Annotated in this window: 18 protein-coding genes and 2 pseudogenes; 6 read left to right on the top strand and 14 right to left on the bottom strand. The window is 68.7% G+C overall.

All coding sequences use genetic code 11. The features are described from left to right. Positions 1-731: 731 nt before the first annotated feature. Positions 732-2,162: a hypothetical protein gene (locus ABZ441_RS25745; RefSeq protein ID WP_358978343.1), complete on the bottom strand. Its 1,431-nt coding sequence runs from the start codon at positions 2,160-2,162 to the stop codon at positions 732-734. Positions 2,163-2,686: 524 nt separating this feature from the next. Between ABZ441_RS25745 and ABZ441_RS25750 the strand changes: the two genes are divergently transcribed. Then, positions 2,687-3,868 carry a DUF2235 domain-containing protein gene (locus tag ABZ441_RS25750; RefSeq protein WP_358978345.1) on the top strand — a complete coding sequence of 394 codons (1,182 nt, stop codon included), beginning with the start codon at positions 2,687-2,689 and terminating at the stop codon, positions 3,866-3,868. 361 nt (positions 3,869-4,229) lie between these two features. Here the strand turns inward: ABZ441_RS25750 and ABZ441_RS25755 are convergent, their stop codons facing one another. From ABZ441_RS25755 to ABZ441_RS25790, 8 genes and pseudogenes are all read right to left on the bottom strand, one after another. Then, positions 4,230-4,940: a glycosyltransferase gene (locus ABZ441_RS25755; RefSeq protein ID WP_358978347.1), complete on the bottom strand. Its 711-nt coding sequence runs from the start codon at positions 4,938-4,940 to the stop codon at positions 4,230-4,232. A gap of 14 nt (positions 4,941-4,954) precedes the next feature. Continuing rightward, positions 4,955-5,572 carry an SAM-dependent methyltransferase gene (locus tag ABZ441_RS25760; protein ID WP_358978349.1) on the bottom strand — a complete coding sequence of 206 codons (618 nt, stop codon included), beginning with the start codon at positions 5,570-5,572 and terminating at the stop codon, positions 4,955-4,957. Continuing rightward, a complete protein-coding gene (locus ABZ441_RS25765; protein ID WP_358978351.1) occupies positions 5,569-6,342 on the bottom strand; it encodes a PIG-L family deacetylase in 774 nt (257 codons plus the stop codon). The genes ABZ441_RS25760 and ABZ441_RS25765 overlap by 4 nt, the downstream gene beginning before the upstream one ends. Beyond that, complete coding sequence (locus ABZ441_RS25770; protein ID WP_358978353.1) at positions 6,339-7,385, bottom strand: acyl-CoA dehydrogenase; 1,047 nt, start codon at positions 7,383-7,385, stop codon at positions 6,339-6,341. The genes ABZ441_RS25765 and ABZ441_RS25770 overlap by 4 nt, the downstream gene beginning before the upstream one ends. Positions 7,386-8,108: 723 nt before the next feature. Continuing rightward, positions 8,109-8,434 (bottom strand): annotated as a pseudogene (locus ABZ441_RS25775) (plasmid stabilization protein). A gap of 178 nt (positions 8,435-8,612) precedes the next feature. Further along, positions 8,613-9,797, bottom strand: a complete 1,185-nt coding sequence (locus ABZ441_RS25780) for an alcohol dehydrogenase catalytic domain-containing protein (protein WP_358978355.1) — start codon at positions 9,795-9,797, stop codon at positions 8,613-8,615. A gap of 88 nt (positions 9,798-9,885) precedes the next feature. Next, entirely contained in the window at positions 9,886-11,523 is a 1,638-nt protein-coding gene (locus tag ABZ441_RS25785) for an NAD(P)/FAD-dependent oxidoreductase (protein WP_358978357.1), read from the bottom strand. A gap of 67 nt (positions 11,524-11,590) precedes the next feature. After that, on the bottom strand, positions 11,591-12,070 hold the full coding sequence (locus tag ABZ441_RS25790) for an SRPBCC family protein (protein ID WP_358978359.1): 480 nt from the start codon (positions 12,068-12,070) through the stop codon (positions 11,591-11,593). 323 nt (positions 12,071-12,393) lie between these two features. On the opposite strand from ABZ441_RS25790, the gene ABZ441_RS25795 reads away from it, so the two are divergent. Continuing rightward, entirely contained in the window at positions 12,394-12,840 is a 447-nt protein-coding gene (locus ABZ441_RS25795) for a hypothetical protein (RefSeq protein ID WP_358978361.1), read from the top strand. Positions 12,841-13,068: 228 nt separating this feature from the next. Here the strand turns inward: ABZ441_RS25795 and ABZ441_RS25800 are convergent, their stop codons facing one another. The 4 genes and pseudogenes from ABZ441_RS25800 to ABZ441_RS25815 all read right to left on the bottom strand — a co-directional run bounded on the left by ABZ441_RS25800 (position 13,069) and on the right by ABZ441_RS25815 (position 14,822). Continuing rightward, positions 13,069-13,695, bottom strand: coding sequence for a GyrI-like domain-containing protein (locus tag ABZ441_RS25800; RefSeq protein WP_358978363.1), 627 nt, complete (start codon positions 13,693-13,695; stop codon positions 13,069-13,071). A gap of 50 nt (positions 13,696-13,745) precedes the next feature. Next, positions 13,746-13,877 (bottom strand): hypothetical protein, encoded by a 132-nt coding sequence (locus ABZ441_RS25805; protein WP_358978438.1) that lies wholly within the window; start codon positions 13,875-13,877, stop codon positions 13,746-13,748. A gap of 59 nt (positions 13,878-13,936) precedes the next feature. Continuing rightward, positions 13,937-14,077: pseudogene (locus ABZ441_RS25810) on the bottom strand (transposase); the annotation flags it as partial. Between the two features lie 244 nt (positions 14,078-14,321). After that, a complete protein-coding gene (locus ABZ441_RS25815) occupies positions 14,322-14,822 on the bottom strand; it encodes a hypothetical protein (protein WP_358978365.1) in 501 nt (166 codons plus the stop codon). A gap of 98 nt (positions 14,823-14,920) precedes the next feature. Here ABZ441_RS25815 and ABZ441_RS25820 point away from each other — a divergent pair, with 98 nt between their 5' ends. Next, on the top strand, positions 14,921-15,382 hold the full coding sequence (locus ABZ441_RS25820) for a DUF3307 domain-containing protein (RefSeq protein ID WP_358978367.1): 462 nt from the start codon (positions 14,921-14,923) through the stop codon (positions 15,380-15,382). On the opposite strand, the gene ABZ441_RS25825 is transcribed toward ABZ441_RS25820, so the two are convergent. After that, on the bottom strand, positions 15,369-16,043 hold the full coding sequence (locus ABZ441_RS25825; protein WP_358978369.1) for a tyrosine-type recombinase/integrase: 675 nt from the start codon (positions 16,041-16,043) through the stop codon (positions 15,369-15,371). The two genes, ABZ441_RS25820 and ABZ441_RS25825, sit on opposite strands and share 14 nt — an antisense overlap. An 84-nt stretch (positions 16,044-16,127) precedes the next feature. Here ABZ441_RS25825 and ABZ441_RS25830 point away from each other — a divergent pair, with 84 nt between their 5' ends. The 3 genes from ABZ441_RS25830 to ABZ441_RS25840 all read left to right on the top strand — a co-directional run bounded on the left by ABZ441_RS25830 (position 16,128) and on the right by ABZ441_RS25840 (position 21,358). Continuing rightward, a complete protein-coding gene (locus ABZ441_RS25830) occupies positions 16,128-17,870 on the top strand; it encodes an endo-1,4-beta-xylanase (protein WP_358978371.1) in 1,743 nt (580 codons plus the stop codon). A gap of 502 nt (positions 17,871-18,372) precedes the next feature. Continuing rightward, a complete protein-coding gene (locus ABZ441_RS25835) occupies positions 18,373-19,917 on the top strand; it encodes an NAD(P)-binding domain-containing protein (RefSeq protein WP_358978373.1) in 1,545 nt (514 codons plus the stop codon). Next, positions 19,910-21,358 (top strand): long-chain fatty acid--CoA ligase, encoded by a 1,449-nt coding sequence (locus ABZ441_RS25840; protein WP_358978375.1) that lies wholly within the window; start codon positions 19,910-19,912, stop codon positions 21,356-21,358. Before ABZ441_RS25835 ends, ABZ441_RS25840 begins: the two co-directional genes overlap by 8 nt. Positions 21,359-22,020: the final 662 nt, after the last annotated feature.

Genomic DNA, 22,020 nt, shown 5'->3' on the forward strand with positions numbered 1-22,020 from the left:
ACCTCGTCACGTGGGGGCAGAGAGCACCTGAGAGCGCTCTCACGTGCCACGGAACGTAAAACCTGTGAAAGGTAAGTGTCAATAGAGTTGACACACCGGGGAGTTGGGTGTCACGCAACGTCGCCATGTGTTCGGGACTTGACCGGGGGAGGGCGCCCGGCAGGCGCTCCGGGCACAGGTTGTGAGGGCGCGGGACGGGCACGGACCGGATGGCCTCTCGCCTTTGCTTTCGCACGTCCCCGGCGGCGGTGACCCACCCCGTCCGACGGGCAGGTCCGCCACTCGATCGCTCGCAGGGAGTGTCCCGGGCGCCGTGGGGGAGTGGCGGGCTCCCGAGCGGCACCCGCCACAGATGTCGGATCGTCCTCGGCCTTTCGGCGTTCCGCGACGGTCCTGGGGTCGGGCCCTGTTCCTTCCGAGGCCGCTCCGGTGGCGCGAACCAGGGCGTGGAGAGCGCCGAGGGCGCGGAACACAACTCCGACGGCTGTGCGGCGCGCCGGGGCCGACCCGATCGGGTCATGAACGCCTGGGGTGCGACTCGGCACACCGTCCGGCCGACGTCTGTGCCGAACGGGGCTGTATCCGGCCGCTGCCCGCTGAGGGGCGCATTTGCGCGGCGGCGAGTGCAACCTCCTGCTTGGCCAGTTGACCACCCTGTGCCGGCACCGGGGTCTCCAGGCGGTGGTGTCGAGGGACCGTAGGGCCGCGCCACAGGGATGGCGGCCTCAAGGTCATCCCGAGGCCAGCTGCTCCGCTATCTCCTTGACCCATTCGGTGCTCCTCGCCGGGTCGTTGAGCGTCTCGGCCCACGCGCCCGGCTCCAGCTTGTGCTTGGCGGGGCCGGATTTGAGAGCGATGAGCAGGGCTCTGGCGGACTCCCTCATCTCGGCCGTCGTGCTGCCGCTCCCGGAGATGTCGGGACCCGCCGCCAAGGCGTAGATCTCGCGCGCCATGGCCTGACGTTCGCCCTTCGACACCTTCTTCCAGAACTTCAGGGCATGCTTCAGCGACTCCTTGCGGGACGCGGCCTCCGCCGGGGTCTCGCCCTCCGGCGCCCAGCGCTCGGGATGGTGGACCTCTTCGTAGCGCTTCGTGGCGGCCCTGAGCGCCTTGTACATGGTGACGCCGAGGACGAGGCCGGCCCCGGCCCCGGCGAGGCCCCATCCGACCGGGTTGCTCGCCAGCCCGACGGTTCCCGCCGCGACCGCCGTCACGACGCCGGCCGCGGCCTTGGTGGACTCGCCCCCGCCGCCGACCGTCTCCTTGCCCATCTTGGCGAGCTGCTTCTTCTTCGCGTAGCCCTGCACCGTGCTCAGCATTTCCACATCCCTTTCGGCCCGCCGCAGGCTCTCGGCGGCGTCACGGGCTTCACCCATCGCCTCCCAGGCGGCGTCGACGGCCTCGGAGATGAGCTCCAGCCGTCCCTGGCCCTCATGGTTCCAATAGGCGTCCAGCGCGACGTAGGCCTCCGCCGCGGCCCAGTCGGCGTGCTCCCGCGACTCGTTCAGCCGGGCCAGTGACCCCGCGTGGACGAGGTGAGGGTCTCCCAGATTCTTGACCTGCTTGTACTTGCGGGCCGCTCCCCCGACGCGGAAGACGGACCGTATGCCCTTCACCGCGCCGATGGAAGCGCTGGCGATACCGCTCGCCTCGGACGCCACCGCTGCGTCTGCCGCCTTCTGGATCTTGGTCACTTCCTTGGCGATGGCGGCGCTGTAACTCCCCGAACCGGCGCTGCCGACGACCGTGTCGGCCCCCTTGCTCCTGGCCTTCTTCTTCGCCGTGTGGTGGCCGGCCCCGGACTCGTACTTCTTGGCGTCCTTCATGTTCTTGTACGCGTCCATGCCACTGACCACGGTGCCGGCGGCCTCCGTCAGGAGGTTCCCCGACGCGGCGGAGGTCCCCGACGCGGCGGCGGATTGCTTGAGGCCCTCGTTGGCCGCGACCGCGGCCTGCTGGGTGAAGGCCGCGTTGGTGGGGGTCTGGAAACCCTTGACGAAGGTGTCGATGGGCTCGAGATTCTTCTTGAACCTGTCGAGGAGTCCGGCGATCCGGTCGCGATAGTTCTTCTTCTTCGCTCCGGCGGACGCGTCGTTGTTCTCCGCCGTCTTCCCTCTCGCGGGGTCCCGGGCCCGCCGCAGCCGCAGCCTGGTTGCCGACACGTGACTGCAACTCGAGGAAGGCGTGCTCCGTGGAGCGCACGGACGTGCTTCCGATCCGGCTCCCCTCCCGACGCTGCCTGGCCGACGTCAGGACGGCTGCGGACTGCTGTCCAGAGGTGTGGCGGATCGGGGTGCGCATGGATGTACCTCTCCAGTACCGGACCGGGCGAGGCGAAGGTAGCCAGGCTCGGCGAACGGAAGGGGTGTGGCGGGGAAACTCCCGACGGATGCTGTGGGACGCGTCGCGGTGGATGGAACGGGGCCTCGTAACACCTGATCGTGGTGGGTATCGCGTGGCAGGGCCTCCGGCGCAGTGCACCGCAGCCGCGGCCTTGGGCGTGGAGAGCCTGGCGGACCGATCTGCCCGGTATCGCGAACACGTTTCCACGACCGCTCGGAGATGCACGTGACGCCGCGCACGCCCCCGCGAGCCGCCCTCCTCACATATGGCGCGGCTTGCCGCGTGGTGGAAGCATGGAAGTGGTGCCGGGCGCCACTTCAAGCCTTTGCGAGGAGGGGTGGTCATGGCCAAGCGTCTGGTCGTCTGCTGTGACGGCACATGGAACTTCGCTGATCAGCCGAGCAAGACGAACGTGGCGAAAGTCGCTCTGTCCGTGCGTCAGGGGTCCACCACCGAGAAGGAACAGCGGGTCTACTACCACAGCGGCGTCGGCAGCCGGCGAGGGGAACGGCTGCGGGGCGGGGCCTTCGGCATGGGGCTGTCACGCAATGTCGCGGACGCCTACAGGTTCCTCGTGGAGACCTACGAGCCCGGCGACCAACTGTTCCTCTTCGGCTTCAGCCGGGGCGCGTTCACCGCGCGGAGCCTGGCGGGACTGGTGCGCAACAGCGGCATCCTGCGGCGGGAACACGCCGGCCTGATGCAGGAGGCGTGGTCCCTCTACCGGGATCGGATCGAGCAACCGAACGGCGCGGCATCCACCCTGTTCCGACGTTCCTACGCGCGCGAGACGGGGATCCGCTTCGTCGGGGTGTGGGACACCGTCGGTGCGCTGGGCATACCTCTACCGGATGCCGCTCCGCTCCATGCGGTGGTGAACCGGTTCAACCACCGATGGCAGTTCCACGACACCCAGCTGAGCGGCTGGATCAAGGGGGCCTTCCAGGCGTTGGCCATCGACGAGAAGCGCTCGGCGTTCCGACCGACGCTGTGGCACCAGCAACCCGACGCCGCCCGGCAGGGGCAGGAGCTGAAGCAGGTCTGGTTCGCCGGGGTGCACTGTGATGTCGGAGGCGGCTACAAGGAGGCGGGACTGTCCGACATCACGCTGTTGTGGATGGTGGACCAGGCCCGGCGCTACGGGCTGGAGATCGACGACGACGCGCTCAGCGCGGCCGGGCCGAAAGTGATGAGGCCGGAGAAGAGTATCGACTTCCGGGTCGTTCCGGATGGGTTGATCCAAATGCACGAGTCCCGGAAGGGCATGTACCGGTTGGCCAAGGTCCATCACCGGCCCCTGGGCGGCGCGGTGAACGACGGACACGAGCCCGACGGGAACGAGTACCTGGCGATCCCGGCCAAGGAGCGCTACGACCGCAAGACCGACTACCGTCCGCCGGAGCTCGAACGGTATCTCACCACCCGGGAGCGAATCCGGCTGGAGCCGGTCCTGCTGCCGGACCTCGTCGGACTGCCGCCGATGTCGACTGCCGCCTCCGCACCGGGGGCCAACCGCAACACCTGACGGGCTGACCGAAGCCTCTGATGACGGGTGGAGACACCCTAAAAAGCCGCTACCACCGGGACATGCCTGTCAGCGCTCCACCCCCGTCCTCCAGATCCCGCTGGAACGCACTCACCGCAGCCCGGGGTGTGCCGGCCGCAACGCCGACGATGGGGCCCGAGCCATCGCCGGGCGCGGACGGAGCGTCCCGGATGGTGCGGAGATCTGGGCCGTTTCGTCGCGGATCCGGACTTTGCCGCTCGCTGCCGTCGCCGGCTCTGACGGCGGTGGATCGTCCTGGATCACCGGAGGGGGTGGAGGTGCACCTCGTGCCCGGCGTACACCTTGGTTCCGAGGCAAGGCGTCCTGCCTGCGGCACACTTCAGTCGAGCTGCCGTACGGGCTCTGCGAGCCGGCCCAGGTGATCGCCGTACCCGCCCTGAGCACGGGCCGCAAGGCGCGCGGAGGTGAGGACCGGGAAGCGTCGTGTTCGCAGCACGCGATGACCGCACGCCTCCAACGCACCCACGAGCGCATGGTCCTCACCCGTGGCCACCGCGGGGTAGCCCCCGCAGCGCAGGTACGCATCGGCTCGCACACCCAGGTTCGCGCCGTGCACATGCGAGTGAAGATCAGGCCGGCCCGGGTGACGACCCGCCTCGTCGTACTCCCGAACATGGCGATGGATCACTTCGGTGAGCGCAGGGTGCCAGCCCTGAGGGCGGACGGTGCCCACCACCGCGTCCCAACCGTCCTCAGCGCACGCACGCTGGTGGGCGAGCCAGCGGGGCGGCACCTCACTGTCTGCGTCGGTCGAGGCGATCCATACGTTGCTCGGGTCCAGGTCGAGCGTATGCAAGGCGACCCTCGCGCCCTCGGCTCTGGCCCGCCCGGGGCTCCGGGCGTCGAGCGGGGCGATCAAAGCACCTGCCTCACGTGCGACCGATTCACTCGCGTCGGTACAGGCGTCCGCTGCGACCACCACCAGGAGTCGGGTGCGTGCGAGGGCGGGGTGACGGCCGGCGCGGGACACGGCGGCGAGGGCGGCGCCCAACAGTGCCTGCTCGTTGTGCGCCGGTATGACCACGGCCATGGCCACGATCCCTTTCACACGAGTCCCTCGAAGGCGGCGGGCGAGGCCGGTGCCGCCTCACCGGGTGGGACATTGCTGAAGGTCTGCAGGACGAAGTCATCCTCCTGATGATCGGTCCGAAGCGTCAGTCCGGGTTCACGGGCGAGCCGGTCGGCCACCTGGGCGCCGGTGTGCACGTGCTCAGGCACGGGGTGATTCCAGTGCACGGTGACCAGAGTCCCGCCCGGCTCGAGCGAGCCGACGGCCCGTGACAACAAGGTGTCCAGTTGTGTCGCATCGAAGTAATAGAGCAGTTCGGAGAGTACGACGAGGTCGAAACGCTCCTCAGGCCACTCCTCGGGAACGGTCAGCCGGGCCACCTCCACCTGCCCGAGGTCCGCCGTGCGCCGCCGAGTGGTCTCCACCGCCGAGGCCACCCTGTCGGCGGCGAGCAACCGCTCGCACCGCGGAGCCAGGAGCCGCGTCAACTGCCCTACCGAACATCCGGGTTCGAAGGCGGCGCGGAAGTACGGTCTGGGAAGCGAGGCCAGAGTGAGGGCGTACTTGCGCTGCTCGTACCAGCGCTCCTGGAGGTGCCAGGGGTCGTCCTGACCCCGGTACATGCCATCGAAGTATCCGGCGGGGGTGCTCACAGGAACACCACCTCGCGGGGACGCAGGTGATGGGCGAGCTCCTCGGGCGGCAGGACTGCGGCATCCTCGACTTCAGGCCCCAGGGGCCGGATCTGCGAGACGAAGGCATTGACCGCGTGCCGCTTCCGGGCCTGGACACCGGTGGGCAGAGAGAGCCGTGCCGCCCGGTCCCAGGGCACGCGGGGATCATCGGGACGCGCCCAGTGCCACATCCAGACGGGGTATTCGGCGAAAGGCGCGTCAGCCTCGTGAGCCGCCGCCCGCGCCGCGCGGCCGGCCGCCTCGTGGTCGCTGTGCACGTCGCCCGCCCACGGAGCCGCGACAAGGGCTGCCCCCGAGCACAGCGGAACCAGGGCCCGGCGCACATCCTCCTCGTGACGGTCGACGCCCGAGTCCGGGATCCGCAGCCGTACGACCTCGGCGTTCCGAGCGCCGAGCCGTTCGAGGGCGGTGCGGGTCTCCTCGGCGCGAACCCGCACCAGTTCGTCGGCGCGCACGGCCCTGCTGTGCGGATGCGACCCCTCCCCGTCGGTCACGGACACCACGGTGAGCCGGTGCCCGGCGTCGGCGAGCCGAGCCATCGTGCCGCCGAAACCCAGGACCTCGTCATCGGGATGGGCCGCCACCACGACCACCCGGCTGCCCCGGGGAGGCAACGAGAACTCCGGCAGGTCTTCCCAGCCCGTCCAAGCCTCCCAGACGCTCTCGTCGGTACCGGGGGCCTGAATGGGGTCGGAATACGACGGCGGGCCGCCGGTGTGCGTGGTCATTTCTCCTCCCGGCCGCTGACCAGAGCACCGAGTTCCGCGAGGTTGCGCTCGGCATGATGTTGACGGATGTAGACGGTCAGATCGGCGACGTCGCGCGCATGGCGCCGGTCGTGGCACAGCGGCCCCGCTCCAGTGGCACGGCCCACATGCCGGAGCGTGCGATCGCAGACCGCCTCGACGAACCCCCTTACTCGAAGGCTGCGCAGCCTTGCCTCACCCTTGGTGTCCATGGGGTCGGCGTCGATCTCGGCCGCCGCTGTCTCCAGGAGCAGGTCGGCTGCCCGCAGGTCGGTGTCCACTGCGCCGAGGTGGGCGTCCGTGTGAGGGCCGCTCCCGCGACGGGCCGCCGCGCCCAGTACGCGGGCGACGGCACGCGCCCCACCCAGCCAGCAGGCAGCCACTCCGATGCCACCGTGCTGGAATCCGGGCCGGTTCACATACTCCTCGACGCCCCCGACCGGTTCCGCTGCTGCGGAGTGGAAGCGGACGTCCGGTGTGTCGGAGCCCGCCATGCCCAGTGCCTGCCAGCTGCCTCCCACCGGCTCGAAGGCCCCCTCTGCGAGCGACACGGCGAAGAGCCGCCGGCCGTCCACGGCCCGCGCGGTGATCAGCGCGTGGGTGCAGCTGTGCGCTCCCGAGCAGTACTGTTTGAGCCCACTGACGTCCCACCGCCCGTCGTCGCGGCGGACGGCGGAGAGTTCTTCTCCCGGGGGCTCGGCCGCCCACACTCCCCAGCGCTGCCCGGGAGCGACGGTGGGGCCGGCCAGTTCGGCGAGGATGGCCGTCGCGTCGACGTGGCCCTCCACCAGCCGGGCGAGACACAGATCGTCCTCAGCGACGGCACGCAGAGCGGCGAAGCGGTCGGCGGTCGCGCCGCTGCCCGGCAGAGGAAAGCTCAGCTCGCCGGTCTCCATGGCGGCGATCACCGAGGTGAAGCGAGTCGCGGTCTCCTCGCGCAGGGCACGGGCGTCGAAATCAGCAGCTTCACCGGATCCGGGCTGGGGATCGGGCACGACGGGGCGTCGCACGGCGTCGAATGTCATTCGCGTGTCCTCCGTTCGTCCGGCCGGGCCTGTCTCCGCCCGGTCGCCTCGCCTGTGCCTGGCTCCTGTGCCCGGTGACGCGCGATTCACGCCAAACCCTCCGGGACGGTGCCTCCCGGGCCGGAGGCACCCCTCCGTACTCGTGCGACAGGGAGCACGCCCAGGGCGCCGGATACCGCGTCGATCATGACTCCACGATCGCCCCTCCGTGCAGCGACGGCATGCGGAGACGTCCAGGAAGGAGCCCGCCACGACCGACGACGCGCTGCGGGCCGCGCACCGGGCCCGATGGCTGGGGGGACACGCGCAAGGCGAACAAGGCGAACCGTGGGCGCCTGGCGGCGACTGAGCGTGCCCCGCGACGCCGCCGCCGGCCTGGCTCACGGGGCGGCCCAGCACATGAGCTGGGGACGGACGGTGCGGCGGGAACTCAGTTCCTTCTGTGCCGTGCCGCGCGAGCGACCGAGGGGCATCCAGTCCGCATCGTACGAGCCGGCGCTCCCACGTCCAGCCATCGGCTCTGGCTCAGACACCGTCCTGCCCGGTGAGCTGACCAGGCGCTTTTCTTCTCTCTGCGCTCTCCCGGGGCGTCGCGGTTCGGCGTCAGCGTGTCCCTCCGCCTCACCCTTCTTGCCGTCGCAGTCCTGACAACGGGCGCCGACGCGTCTTTGACCCTCGGCCTCGCGGAGAGTCTCAGCACCGACAGTTCCGGGTCCGGGTCGGTCAGTGCCCGAGTGCCTTGGCCAGTTCCCGCTTGTTCATCGTGGAGCGGCCGTCGATACCGCGCTTGCGGGCCTCGGCGTACAGCTGGTCCTTCGTCGCCTCTGGGCACCCTTGTGCGACCGCTCGCCGCCTCGCTGGGGCGCGGACTTCTTGTCGCGTGTCGACGTCTTGCTCGCCGTGGCGGACTCACCCGAACGGGCACGCTCCTTGTTCACCGTGCGGGCCGCGATCTCCTTGGCCCGGCCCTCGGAGGTGCCGCGCTTCTCGGCACTGTCCTTGATGTGTTCGTACTGACGCTCACGCTTGGCGTCGGAACCCCGCGGCATCGCGGTCTCCTTCCGTACGTGCGCTGCCGGTGTACGGCCTCGCCTCTTCCTCGATCACCCTTCGGGTACCCGAGGCTGCGGTTTCTCACCCGGAACAAGGGCGCGTTCGACCCCAAGACGTTGAACCGCCTCGGGGAAGACGTCATGAGAGTTCTCTTCCACCGAGCGGTGATCCGGGTCAGGGGACGAGCAGGGTCTTGATCATGCCGTCGGCCTTCTTCTGGAACGTCTCGTACGCCTGAGGGCCCTCTTCGAGCGGCAGGTGGTGTGTGGCGAAGGTGTCGACGCCCAGCGGGTCGTCGTCGACGAGCAGGGGCAGCAGGTCGTCGACCCAGTGCCTGACGTTGGCCTGGCCCATGCGCAACTGGATCTGCTTGTCGAACAGCGTGAGCATCGGCATCGGGTCGGCGGACCCGCCGTACACGCCGGAAATGGAGATGGTGCCGCCCCTGCGCACCGCGTCGATCGCCGTGTGCAGGGCGGACAGGCGGTCGATGCCGGCGTTCTCCATCAGGCGCTGCCCGATGGCATCGGGCAGGAAGCCGACGGCCGTGTGGGCCGCCTTCGCGATCGGCGAGCCATGGGCCTCCATGCCGACAGCGTCGATCACAGCATCCGTACCGCGCCCCTGAGTGAGGTCCCTGACGGCGTCGCCGATGTTCTTTCCGTACCGTCGTACGTCCAGACACGTCGCTCCGTACGAGCTCACCCGGTCGAGGCGTTCAGGAACAAGGTCCACGCCTACGACCAGGCCGGCGCCACGGTGGAGCGCGATCCTTGCCGCCATCGCCCCGATCGGCCCGAGGCCGAGCACGGTGACGCTGCCACCCGGCGGAATGGCCGCGTACTCCACCGCCTGCCATGCCGTCGGCAGCACGTCGGACAGGTAGACGAACCGGTCGTCCGACGGGCCGTGCGGGACCTTGATCGGCAGATCGTTGCCGAAGGGCACGCGCATGTACTCGGCCTGGCCGCCGGGCACCTGCCCGTACAGCTTGGTGTACCCGAACAGAGACGCGCCCGTGCCGTGCTCCCGCACCTGGGTGGTTTCGCACTGGGAGTACAGCCCGCTCTCGCACATGTAGCAGTGGCTGCAGGACACGTTGAAGGGGATGACGACCCGGTCCCCGGGGGCGAGAGAGGTGACGTCCGGACCGACCTCCTCCACGACGCCCATCGGTTCGTGTCCGAGGATGTCACCGGGGTCGAGGTAAGGGCCGAGCACTTCGTACAGGTGCAGATCCGAGCCGCAGATCCCGGTGGAGGTGATCTTCACGATGATGTCCGTGGGGTCTTGAATTTTCGGGTCCGGGACAGTCTCGACCCGCACATCCCGCTTTCCCTGGTAGGTCAACGCACGCATGATGCCGATCCTCTCGACGACGAGATTTCTCTGTTTCAACGGACGCCTGAACGCCTGCGGCTCCGGGATCGAACACCGAAGCGTTCTCTCAGGTGGGGCGCTCTTGTCGTACGCGTCGCCCCTCGCGGTCGCGGTGGGTGAGCCGGTTCTGGATATGGGACAGCGCACCGATGCGCTGCCCGCGCAGGGCTGCCCTCGCGGCATTGGCTCCGGGCGCGCCGTGGACTCCTCCTCCAGGGTGCGCCGAGGCGGACGCCAGATAGAGGCCCGGGACAGCGGTCTCCGGGCGGCCCGTGCCGGGGGAGGGGCGGAAGACCAGTTGCTGGTGCATGGCCGTGGTGCCGCCGTTGATCGCGCCGCCGTAGAGGTTGGCGTCCATGCCTTCCAGTGTGGGCGGTGCGAGAATTCGCCGCGCCCTGATGAGGTCGCGGAATCCGCGCGCATAACGCTCGACCTGGACCTCGAGGCGGTCGGCCATGAGCTCCTGCTCCCGGGTGTCCCATGCACCGGACAGACCATCGTCCCCGGCATCCCCCCGGACACGGTGCGGTACATGCGTGTAGGCCCACGCGGACTCGGTGCCCCGGGGCGAGCGGCTGGGGTCGGCGGTGGTCATCTGACCGAAGAGAGCGAAGGGCTGGTCGGGGACACGGCCCATGGCGATCTGCGCGGCGAATCGAGTGAGGCCGTCCACTCCTTCTGCCAGATGAACGGTTCCGGCCTGCGCGGCCTCGCCGCAGGTCCAGGGCACCGGGCCGCTCAACGCCCAGTCGACCTTGAACGTGGCGAAGTCCCACTGGAAGCGCTGCAGGTCGCCGAGCAGCCGCCCAGGCAGGTGATTTTCGGCCACCAGGGAGCCGAAGAGATCCGGCGCGGACACGTCAGCCAGGACGGCCCTGCGGGCAGGCACCTCGTCGCCGCTCTCCGTGCGGACACCGACGGCGCGCCCGCCGCGGACCACGACTTCGGTGACCTTCTCCCCACAGCGTAGGGTGCCCCCGCGGCGCGCCAGGCGGCGGATGAGAGCGCGGGTCAGCGCCCCGGACCCTCCGGTGGGTACGGGGAAGCCGTAGGTCTGGCCGAGCATGGACATGAGCCATCCGAAGCCACCGCTGCCCGCCGACTCCGGGGAGAGGTCCGCGTGCAGGGCATTGCCCGCCAGCAGGAGTCTGCCGCCCTCGCCTCGAAACTCCTCCTCGCCCAGCCGCCGCACCGGCAGCACCATCGTCCTCGCCAGCCGAAGCCCACCGGCCGCGCGTAGCCGCAGCGCCAGCCGGGCCCCGGCGCGGAGCGGAGGAAAGGGAGTGAACAAAGCGTCGATGATGTCGGGCCGCAACGCCTCCCACACCTCCCGCAACTCCATCCACGCGGCCCCGTCGCCGGGCGCGAACGCCTCCAGGCTCGCGGCCGTCTCGTCCGGTTCACGGCTGAGAACCGCGCAGCGGCCGTCCAGCAAGGGATGGGCCAGCACCTTCGGCGCGTGGCTCCAGGCCAGGCCCTCCCGCTCGAGATTCAGGCCGGCCAGGACCGGGGACGCGGCGGCCAGGGGATAGAAGGAGCTGAAGAGGTCACTGACGAAATCCGGGTCGACACAACGGTCGTGGCGGACCGCTCCTCCGGGATCCTGCTGAGCCTCCAGGACCTCCACGCTCCAGCCCGCGTCGGCCAGGAGGTTCGCGGCGACCAGCCCATTGGGGCCCGCCCCGATCACTACAGCGTCCGGCATGACTCGCTCCTGGCTCGGTGGGCGGATCCACACGCGGTGAGCGACTGCTTCCGGTCTCGGTGCCGGTTCAGCCCTCGCGCGGTCGCAGACGCCCCGGGCCGGCGCCGGCCGAGCCCTCGACGTCCTCACACAGTCGGGCGAGGCGTCCGAGCATCGCGCGGTGCCGTACCTGTTGCGCCACCTCCAGGAGGCCGTTGTGCAAGGCGCCTCCCGGACCGCGCAGCGGGTGTTCGTCGAAGATGAGCAACGTGTGCTGCCCCCAGGGCCGCAGTTCCATCGCGATCCTCGCGGTTCCCAGTGGTCCGCTGTCCGCTTCCAGTTCGAGGACGGCCGTCGGTTCGCTGCGGCGCACGACGGTCCGGTTGTGCAGGGTCAGCGGCCCGAGCCTGATCTCGTAGCGGAGGGCCGCCCCTACCTCGGGCCACTGTCCCTCGGCGAGCTCGGCCCGTGCAGTACCGACGACCCAGTCGCCATAGCGTTCGGCGTCGGACAGGACCCCCCAGACGTCCTCGGGCGATTCTCTGATGAGGCGGTGCCGTACGGCCATACCTTCCTCCGCCGTTCGAAGTGTCGCGTTCCTTGCTGCGCCTTCCCACGCTAGGCCCCCGTAGACGCTCTCGCGCGGGGACGGACACCCGGTGCCGGTGCCCGCAAGCGACTGCCGGGAGGCACCGGGCTGTGGACACTGGCACAGCGCCGCCTGCCTCGGCGGACGATGTCATGGGCGCGCTGGTGCCTTCCGAGTGGTGGTCCGGGTCGGGGCAAGGACAGGATTCTGATCACGCCGTCGAAGGGACTCCAGGAAGCCGGCAGCAGGCGATCATCGTTTCTGACTTGTGGCGCAGCGCCATTCATCGGCACCATCTCCGCATGTTCGAGTTCCTTCCCGAAGTCGGTCTCCGGCTCCCGGGCTGTGCCGGCACGCTCCGCTTCGGCATGGACGAGCGAACCGCCCAGTGGGCCGTCGCCACAGTCGCGGATGTTCGCGACGGTTGGGTCTGTGGCGCCCGCTGGGCCTTCAGTGCGCACTACCGGGGCCTGACGCTCGACGTATACGGCGACACCACGGACCGCCGCGGCGGGCACCAGAACACCCCTGGTCTGGCTGGCATGGGCCTCACACGCGACCCCTTCACACTGACTGGGCCGTCTGCCTGCCCTGTTGTCCTCCGCGGCATCGACCTCTTCGGCTACCCGACCGCAGAGGTCTCGGATGCTCTCAATGCCGGCCGGCCCCCGACGATCCGGCTCGGCGGCGGCGGTCTCTACCTCACCGCCGTGTCGGTCCACGCGGAACCCGTACCTGTCGAGAGCTGATCATGATGGCGAGCCGGATCGGCGGGACCGAGCACACCGCCGGCGTCCTCGCCCGAATTGTGACCACGTTGACAGTGCTCCGCCGAACACAACGGGCCAGCCGGATCAGGGCAGGGGAATTGGGTCCCGACAACTGAGGGAAAGCCACACGGATCAGTCGTCACGGAATAGAAGTTGTTCTCCAACCTTGCTCGCCGGCATCGGCCTCCGCTGACTCGCCGACGCTACTCAACCGGATTGCGAGGCTACGGGTTGCCGCAGAATTGTCCTGAGCTTGGCGGGCTCAGTCCTGCGTGGGTCGCTGAGGTAGATCTCGTGGTGCAGCCCCGCCTCCCGCAGGTTCTTGGCGGGTAGGTACTCATGGTGCAGCGTGGTCAGGATCGGTGTCTCGTCGTCGTAAGGGCCGATGTGGAGGACCTGGGCGCTGGTGCCCTCCTGCAAGGCGTCTGACCGAACGTCCGGAACAGCCGGAAGGTTCTTCTTGGTCAGGGCGGTGTGCTTGGCGCCTTCGATCATGTCGCCGGTGATCCAGTCGGGGACGTTGATGAGTAGTCTCCATCGCCAATTGTCCTTGCGCCTGGCCACGAAGTCGTCCATGTCGTCCGCCCACCACAGTCCCTCAAGTGGTCCCACGACGAAGTCCTTGCCGAGGTCGCCCTTGCTCGCGAACTTCACGGTATAGGCGACCGCGTAGAGCGCCTCGACCGCGCGGCGGTACGTGGCGCTGGTGTTCGGATCGCCGTGCCCGTCGAGGGCGAGGAAGTGGAGCTCGGGGATGTCGACGAGCTCCCAGTCAGTGTTCTTCGGTGAGTAGCATTTCTTCAGCTCGCGCTTGACGTCGTATTTGGCGGTCATGCCGGGGTGCCATCCTGGTGAGTAATTGTCATGACGGATCAGCGGGTTGTTCAGGCTGTGGTGACCTCGGGGCGTGCGACGAGGTCACCGTTCTTCAAGCGGGCGCCGTTGCGGATGAGGGCGACGAGGTGGGGTGAGGTGATCGCGCGCCGGCGGGCCTGGGCGGACTCGGCGAGCTTCAACACCCATGCCGTGGGCGGCAGTCGCGCTGCCGGTCCCGCGGGTGACCTTTGGCCTGGAGCTTCACGGTGCTGACAGTGCTCTCGATCGGATTCGTCGTACGCAGGTGCACCCAGAGTTCGGCGGGGAAGTCGTAGAACGCGAGGAGTTCGTCGACCTCGCCGATGACCTTCTTCACCGCCTTCGTCCACTTCGCGCCGTAGGCCAGCTCGCAGTCTCTGATCGGGCGTGCTCGAGTCCAGCGCGGACAACGCACTCGCCGAGTCCTTCAACGCGACCTTCAAACGCGAGACCCTGCAAGGACGAAAGAGCTGGCCCAACGAGCGCGAGGCCTGGCGCACCCGGTCACCGCCGAAGGCGGGTACGCGCCGACGCTCGGCACCGGCGCCTACGCCCTCGACCTTCTCTGCACCAACTCGGAAGGCGCTGAACGCTCGCGTGAAAGGTTAGTTCTGCGCCAGCCGGAGCCGTCCGATGGAGCGCTCGTCTGCAAGCCACTCATCGGCTTCATGGTGGGCGATGAGTGCCGCCAGGTCGGCTCGGATCTCGGGCTGCAGCTGACCGAAGGCGGCACCGAATGCCTGAAGGTCCTCCTCGCTGGCGAGCACGGTCAGGAGCTGAAGGACGTGGCCGCTGTTGTCTCGGGGGATGTCCAAGAGGTTGATAACTGCTATGGCGGCGCCTCTGACAAGGTCTCGACGGGGGAAGCGTTGCAGAGCGCCGTAGACAGCCTCGTGGGCACCGTGGTCGTCCTCGGCGTGGAGCGAGGTGATCAGGGCTTTAACCGCTGCGGGTCCTTCGGTGCCGTCGACCATGTCCGCCAGCTCGATGTAGCGGTCGAAACGGGCCTGGGCCTCGGGCCCGTATTCGGAGGCGTCACCATCCTGGACGAAGCCGCCGGTGAGCAGCAGTTCTCGCTGCCATGCGTCGAAGTCACCGAACGGCATGAGTGCTCTCCTTTGTGGCTGGCCGCTGGACTGGCGGCGGTGGGTTCGACGCAGGACACTACCGAGCGCTCGCCTCGCGGCCTTCTGGCGGGTGCCCGATGACGAGCATCGAGCAGGTCGCGACTTTGGCGACGTTCGGCGCGGTGTGGGCGGTCCTCGCGGTCGGTCACAACCTCGCGGACCACGTGATCGGGCAGACCGACCACCAGGCCGATAACAAGGGGGCGCCGGCAGCGGCCGAGGTCGCTGACGGCGTGAGCCCGCGGCGGGGCTGGGGCGCGTGTCTCGGACACGTCGCCCGGTACCACCTGGTGATGGCCGTGATGCTGGGCCTGGTCTGGGCTGTCCTTCCGCTTCAGATGTCCTTCACCGGGCTGGCGACAGGGCTGGCCGTCTCGATCGTCACGCATGCGTTTTTCGATCGCCGGTGGCCGGTGCGCTGGATTCTGGAGCACGTCGGTTCCAAGGGCTTCGCGGAGCTCAAGACGGTCGGGACGAACGGCATGTACTTGACCGACCAGGCCCTGCATCAGACCGCCCTGCTGATCACTCTGGTGTGAGGCGGCCGTGAGGGACAGAGGGGATGCCCAGGTTCACCGGGGGCAGCTGCTGCGAGCGGTGGACCTGGGCCCGCTTGGAGAGGAGGAAGGTCAGGGTCAGCTCGATGCCTTCGACCTCGCCCTTCCAGCCCTGGGTGATCGCGTGCTGGCGGCGGGCGACCAGGTCGTCCTCCAGCTCGTCCAGCCGGGGCAGCATCGTCGGGTTGACCGAGAGCATCGGACATCGGATGCAGGCGTGCTCATGCGCGCAAGGTGTGCCGTAGGTGCGTCCGCAGGAGCCTAGCTCGACCTTCCTCTTGTCGAAGTGCTCCTGGAACCCCGACCACTCCGCCGATGTGGGGTCCCGGTACTCCTCCTCCGGCCGCAGCTGGCGGCGCTGGTCGAGGAACTGCTGGTAGTGCCGCAGGATGTCGTCGTCGAAGACCGCGACGTAGCCACGAGTGGTCTGGATGTTCGGGTGGCCGAGCAGGGCGGAACCGATGTGGATGGGCAGCCCGGAGTTGACCAGGTCGGTGGCGAAGATCCTTCGTAAGTCTCGGGCGGGGAACGTCGTGCCGACGAATTCGGGGCGGGTCTTGGCCAGCTCGGTGCAGCACTTGCGCAGGCGGCGCCAGATCGTGCTGGTGCTCATCGCCTGTCGTTTCACGCACCGGGTAACCACAAGGCCGCCGTACCTTATCTGTGATGAACTGTGTTTTGGTTTCGAGACATTGATTCCGTCTCGAACAAGAGAGTGGGAGTGGTCGTGGACCTTGGTGGGGGGCCGTGGCAGCGACTGACCGCCGTGGTGTTCGTCATGGCGGTGGCGGCCGGGTGCACGGGGCAGGGCGAAGGCGCGGGCGGCGGAAACGACGAAGACCTACTGCGGAACCACGACTGGACGCAGATGCCGGGCACCACCGCGCGGAACGACATCCTGCGGGTCAGCGCATTGGATCGGCACATCGTGGAGCAAGACTCCTCCGGCGGCCAGCCCAACCCCCCGCTGAACCTGGCCGGCCCGCATCTTTGGTCCGATGGCGACTTCACCGTCACCGCACGCATGTCCGGTGTGGGTGACGATGACGGCGACTCATGGCTGCGGCTATACGGACGGGTACCGGTCATCTACGACGAGTGGCGGCAGGAACGGCCCTCACTCCGCGTCGGCGTGTCCGCCGACGGACAAGTGAAGGTACAGATATGGGACGGCGAGGGCGATGAGCCGGCCACCTCCAAGGATTTCGACTGCGGCTGCTCCGGGACCGTGACGCTCGCCGTGTCGAGCATCGGTGACACCCTCCGCGTGAAAGCCGACGGGCGGCGGCTGGGAACCGTGGAGGACCCGGGTGTGTTCGCCGAGGGCACTGTCTGGTTCGGTCTGGAGGCAGACGCGGGCGAAGACGAGCGCCGCGAGGGATGGCGTCTGACGCAGCTGATCGCGCGGGCCGAGAGCGGTGACTCGCTCCGCGTGATCAAGGCGCCGCAGCTGAGCCAGGAGCAGTTCGACGACTCGCTGCGTGCGCGGACCGCAGACGTGGGGCGGCCGTTCGACGTCGGCGCCGCCCTGGCCGAGAACCCGCTGCTCACCGACTCACGCTACCGGGCGCTCGCGGGGAGCCAGTTCTCCATGCTCACTCCGGAGAACGCGTTCAAGCCACAGTTCCTCCACCCACGCCGGGGCGTCTACGACTTCCGCGACGCGGACCTACTCGTACGCTTCGCCCGCGCAAACGACATGAAGGTGCACGCGCACACCCTCGTCTGGCACGAGGCTCTGCCCAACTGGATGCGGGAGAACGACGACCCGGAGGAGGTGTGCCGGACCATGCTCCGGCACATCGCCATGGTCGCCGGGCACTTCAAGGGGAAGGTCGCGGAATGGGATGTGGTCAACGAGCCCATGTCCGACGACGAGAAGAGCTACACCAACGGGGATCTCGGTCTGCGCTCCGAGCAGAGCCCGTGGTTCGAGGCCATGGGCGAGGAGTACATCGACGAAGCGTTCAGGGCCGCCCACCGGGCCGATCCGAAGGCACGGCTGTTCCTCAACGAATACGGGGTCGAGGAGGAAGGCGAGCGGTGGGATGCCCTTTACGATCTGGTCAAGCGGCTCAGGGAACGCGGCGTACCGATCGACGGCGTGGGTTTCCAGAACCATGAGTACGCACCCGGCGACCGCATCAACCCGGAGACCTTCCGCAGCCATGTGCGGGATCTGGCGGAGCTCGGGGTTCAGGCGCGGGTCTCGGAGATGGACGTCCCTATAGGCGAGGACGAGGAGGACGGGCGGCAGACCCAGGCTGATGAGATGGCGGGCAAGCTGCGGGTCTGCCTGGAGGAGCCGAACTGCACATCGTTCTCCACATGGGGATTCACCGACCGGTACGGTTCCACCGCCGACACCAAGATCTATCCTCCGCGCACGGCCGATTCCCTGCCGTGGGACGCGGCCCTGCGGCCGAAGCTGGCGTACGAGCGCCTGCTCGAGGCCTTTGACAAGGCGTGAGGAATCAAACACTCGGGTCCTCAACCTGCCCACTCTCAGCCCACGGCACGAAAACGGTCCACCGACACCGTCGGCGGACCGTCACGAAACTTCGAGGTTAGAAGTTCCCCGTCAAGATCGGCGGCCTCTGATTTAGCGGAGAGCGGCGGCACCCTGGCGGGTGCTGCCGCTCGGCGTGGCCGGCGGGCTCCTGCGCGGCCAGGAGGAGGACAACGCCGAACACCGACGCGTCCGCTACGCCACTGGCATCGGCGACGGTGTACGGAGTCATGCGGGGACCGCCGCGACCGGGAACCCTACTTCGTCTTGGGTCAGCGAGAGGCAGCCCAGTGCGGGCTAAACCCGGGCCCTGGCATCGGGGCAGCGGGGGGCTTACCCCGGCGACGGGCCCTCCGAGTGACGCGAATGCCGCGGACGGCCCGGGAGCTACCAGGAGCTCAGCGGGTTGGTGGGGCCACGGAATCTCAGAGCGCTCTGATTTCGCGTCACTACCGTCCGGCCCATGGTGCGCGACTATCTCATCATCGGGGCCGGACCGGCCGGACTTCAACTTGCCTCTCTGCTGGAACGCGACGGACGCGACTACGTCGTCCTGGAGCGGGGGAGTGGACCGGGGACGTTCTTCACCCGGTACCCCCGCCATCGGCAGCTGATATCGACGAACAAGGTGCACACGGGTTTCACGGACCCGGAACTCAACCTGCGCATGGACTGGAACTCGCTGCTCAGCGACGACCCGGAGCTGCTCTTCACCGGGTACAGCGAGCGTTACTTCCCACCGGCGGACGACCTGGTGCGCTACCTGGCCGACTTCGCGGCGCGTACCGGCGTGCGCGTCGAGTACGGGACAGAGGTCGTGCGGGTCTCCCGGGCGGACGGCGTGTTCACGGTACTCGACGGCGAAGGGTGCTCCTGGCAGGCCAGGCGGCTCGTCATGGCGACCGGTGTCTCCCGGCTTTACGAGCCGCCCGTCCCGGGCGTCGAACTCGCCGAGCGGTACGACGCCTTCGATCCCGACCCGGTGTCCTTCACCAATCAGCGGGTGCTGGTCATCGGCAAGGGGAACTCCGCCTTCGAAACCGCCGACAGCCTCGTCGAGAAGGCCGCGGTGATCCACGTCGTCGGACCGCACTCGATCAAACTCGCCTGGAAAACCCACTATCTCGGGCATCTGCGCGCGGTGAACAACAACTTCCTGGACACCTATCAGCTTAAGTCGCAGAACGCGGTGCTCGACGGGACCGTCGAGAGCATCGAGAAGTCCGGGAGCGGTGGCTTCCGGGTGAAGCTCCGCTACGCGCGGACCACGGAACCGCTGCGCGAACTGCACTACGACCGGATCATCGTCTGCACCGGCTTCCGCTTCGACGCGTCCGTCTTCGACGAGGACTGCCGCCCCGCGCTCGTCATCAAGGACCGGTTTCCCGAGCAGACCTCGGCCTTCGAGTCGGTCAACGTACCGGACCTCTACTTCGCCGGCACCCTGATGCAGCAGCGGGACTTCAAGCAGTCCACCAACGGTTTCATCCACGGTTTCCGCTACGCCACTCGTGCCCTGCAACGCATCCTGAGCGCTCGTCACCTCGATACCCCCTGGCCTGCCCGGACGCTCACCGCGACGCCCGAGGCGATCGCCGACGCCGTCATCGGCCGGGTCAACCGCTCGTCGGGCCTGTGGCAGCAGTTCGGGTTCCTCGGCGACGTGGTCGGCGTGGACGGTGACCTGGCTGTGTACCAGGAGGAGGTGCCGCTGGACTACGTGACCGACGGCAGCCTCGGCCCCGCCCCGCACCGGTTCGTCGTCGACCTGGAGTACGGACTTGAGCACGACCAGGTCGACCCGTTCGACGTCGGCGTCCCGCGGGTCGTTGAGAACGATGTGGCCCACGCCATGGACTCCACGTACCTCCATCCCGTCGTCCGGCACTACCGGGACGGAGTGCTCGCCGGGACCCATCACCTGGCGGAAAACCTGGAGAACGAATGGAATTTGGCGGAGGTCCACCGGCAGCCGCTCACCGCCTTCGTGAAGGAGTGTCTTGACTGAGCAGTTCCCCGGCGCCGTACTGGACATCCTCGATGCGGCAGGCGATCGTACGGTGTTCGAGCACGTCGGCCGGGAGGTCTCGGGAGCCGAACTCCTTGGTTGCGTGAGACGGGCGGTGAACGGCCTGCGGCAGCACGGAGTCGGGCCCGGCGACGGCGTCGCCATGCTGCTGGGGGCCGGCCCCGGGGCGTTCGCCGCGATCATCGCCGCTCACGTCGTCGGTGCTCGTGTCGTCGGCGTGCGGCCCGGCCTGACCGGAGAACAGCAGGAGCATCTCCTGCGGGGCGCCGGGGTGACTGTCGCCGACCGGTCCGACGGCGTCGGCGACAGGAGGGACGGGCTCGTCCTCGCGCTCGGCGATCTGCTGGCGTCGGCGGACGACGGTGTCCGGCCACGGGTTCTGGCGCGGCCCGATGGCGTCGCCCGCCTCCTGCACACCAGCGGCAGCACCGGCTTCCCCAAGGCGTGCGCCCAGACCTACGCGGCGATGACCGCGTCCTGGGTGCACCGTCCTGGCGCCTGGCCACCCGCCGTCCGCGAACTGGCCGGGCGCTTGGACCGGTTCCTGGTGTTCGGCACCCTGGCCAGCCAGGTGATGATGGAGTACGGCCTGCTGACACTTGCCGCCGGCGGCACGCTCGTCACCGCCGACCCGTCGGACTTCCCTGCCGCTCTCGTCCGGCACCGGGCGACCGCGAGCGTCGTCACGGCCGCCCGGCTGACGAAGCTCGTGGCCGCCCAGCGCGGGTCGCCGGTCGACCTCGACGGTCTGCGCGCCCTCATGGTGTCGGGATCACCGCTGGAGCCGGGACGGCTGCGGGAGGCCGCCGAGGTGCTCGGCCCGGTCGTCTTCCACGGCTACGGACAGACCGAGACCGGCATGATCTCCATGGCCACCCCGGAGGAGCCCGCCGGCTCCCTCGGAGTGCCACCCGTCGAACTGCAGGTCCGCGACCCCTCGGGCCGCCCGGTGGCGCACGGCACCGACGGCGAACTCTTCGTCCGTACCCCGTCCCAGAGCTCCGGCTACTGGCAGGAACCCGCCCTCACGGCCGAGGTGTTCCGCGACGGGTGGGTAGCTACTCGCGACCTCGGCCGCCTCGACGCTGCGGGGCGGCTGTGGCTCACAGGCCGGATCCGTGACGTGATCATTGTCAATGCCAACGTCCACTACGCCGGGCCCGTCGAACGGCTGCTCGTCGTCCATTGCTCCGTTGCCGAGGCGTACGTCGTCGCCGTGCCGGACGACAGAACGGGCGAAGCCGTCCATGCCTTCGTCGTGCCCGAGGCCGGCCACACCCCTCACCTGGGAGAACTGCGCGCATTGGTGACGACGAGCCTGGGCGAGGCCTGCGCACCCACCCGCCTCACCCTCATCGACGAGGTACCGCTCACAGCTGCCGGGAAACCCGACAAACGACTTCTCGTGGGCCGGAGTTAGCGGACTCCCTTCTCGATCCGTGTGCGAGTGTCCCTGCACCACAGTCCTACTCCCCTCGCACCTCCCCGCAACCCCTGTCAACGCACCTGCCCGGGACGGGGTTCCCGTGCCGAGCGACGATCATGCCGTGTCCCACGCCCGGATTCTCCGGCACGGTCGGCGGCTGGACCAGAAGTCGCGCGCACCGCAACCGGCACATCCGTCGTCCGGAGCCGGAATCGGCCGAACCTCATTCGAGATCGGTCGATGCCGGGGCCCGCTGCCGTCCGCCTGCTCACACACCGGCATTGTCCAGGGCGATCCCGGCGCCGGCCATCGTGCGAATCCACAGCGAGCGGATCATGTCCCCGTACCCGTACCCGTACCCGTACCCGTAGCGGCGGCGGTCGTCGCCGCCCTGCTCAGGCTCGGGGAGCAGGCGGATCTCGTGACGACGGCGAATCGAGTCCGCACGTCCGCACCCGTTCGAAAGTTTCGAACGGGGCGCCCATGCTTGCGGCGTGTCACTCGCGCATCGCCTTCCTGCCTTCACGTCGGATCGCGTGAAAGGTGGCTTGAACAGTGAAGTTGCTCTTACCGAGGCCTGTTCCGGTGGAAGGAATGTTTCCGAAAGAACGTCGAAAGTATTGACAGGGGCACGCCGTGCTACGAAAACTGTGGCC

The organism is Streptomyces sp. NPDC005752, from assembly GCF_040630715.1.
GTDB lineage: Bacteria > Actinomycetota > Actinomycetes > Streptomycetales > Streptomycetaceae > Streptomyces.

Excerpts from the sequence above, each read along its gene's own strand:
- ABZ441_RS25750 (WP_358978345.1), top strand. The coding sequence starts at position 2,687 with ATGGCCAAGCGTCTGGTCGTCTGCTGTGACGGCACATGGAACTTCGCT.
- ABZ441_RS25755 (WP_358978347.1), bottom strand. The coding sequence starts at position 4,940 with ATGGCCGTGGTCATACCGGCGCACAACGAGCAGGCACTGTTGGGCGCC.
- ABZ441_RS25765 (WP_358978351.1), bottom strand. The coding sequence starts at position 6,342 with ATGACCACGCACACCGGCGGCCCGCCGTCGTATTCCGACCCCATTCAG.
- ABZ441_RS25770 (WP_358978353.1), bottom strand. The coding sequence starts at position 7,385 with ATGACATTCGACGCCGTGCGACGCCCCGTCGTGCCCGATCCCCAGCCC.
- ABZ441_RS25780 (WP_358978355.1), bottom strand. The coding sequence starts at position 9,797 with ATGCGTGCGTTGACCTACCAGGGAAAGCGGGATGTGCGGGTCGAGACT.
- ABZ441_RS25785 (WP_358978357.1), bottom strand. The coding sequence starts at position 11,523 with ATGCCGGACGCTGTAGTGATCGGGGCGGGCCCCAATGGGCTGGTCGCC.
- ABZ441_RS25790 (WP_358978359.1), bottom strand. The coding sequence starts at position 12,070 with ATGGCCGTACGGCACCGCCTCATCAGAGAATCGCCCGAGGACGTCTGG.
- ABZ441_RS25795 (WP_358978361.1), top strand. The coding sequence starts at position 12,394 with ATGTTCGAGTTCCTTCCCGAAGTCGGTCTCCGGCTCCCGGGCTGTGCC.
- ABZ441_RS25800 (WP_358978363.1), bottom strand. The coding sequence starts at position 13,695 with ATGACCGCCAAATACGACGTCAAGCGCGAGCTGAAGAAATGCTACTCA.
- ABZ441_RS25815 (WP_358978365.1), bottom strand. The coding sequence starts at position 14,822 with ATGCCGTTCGGTGACTTCGACGCATGGCAGCGAGAACTGCTGCTCACC.
- ABZ441_RS25820 (WP_358978367.1), top strand. The coding sequence starts at position 14,921 with ATGACGAGCATCGAGCAGGTCGCGACTTTGGCGACGTTCGGCGCGGTG.
- ABZ441_RS25835 (WP_358978373.1), top strand. The coding sequence starts at position 18,373 with ATGGTGCGCGACTATCTCATCATCGGGGCCGGACCGGCCGGACTTCAA.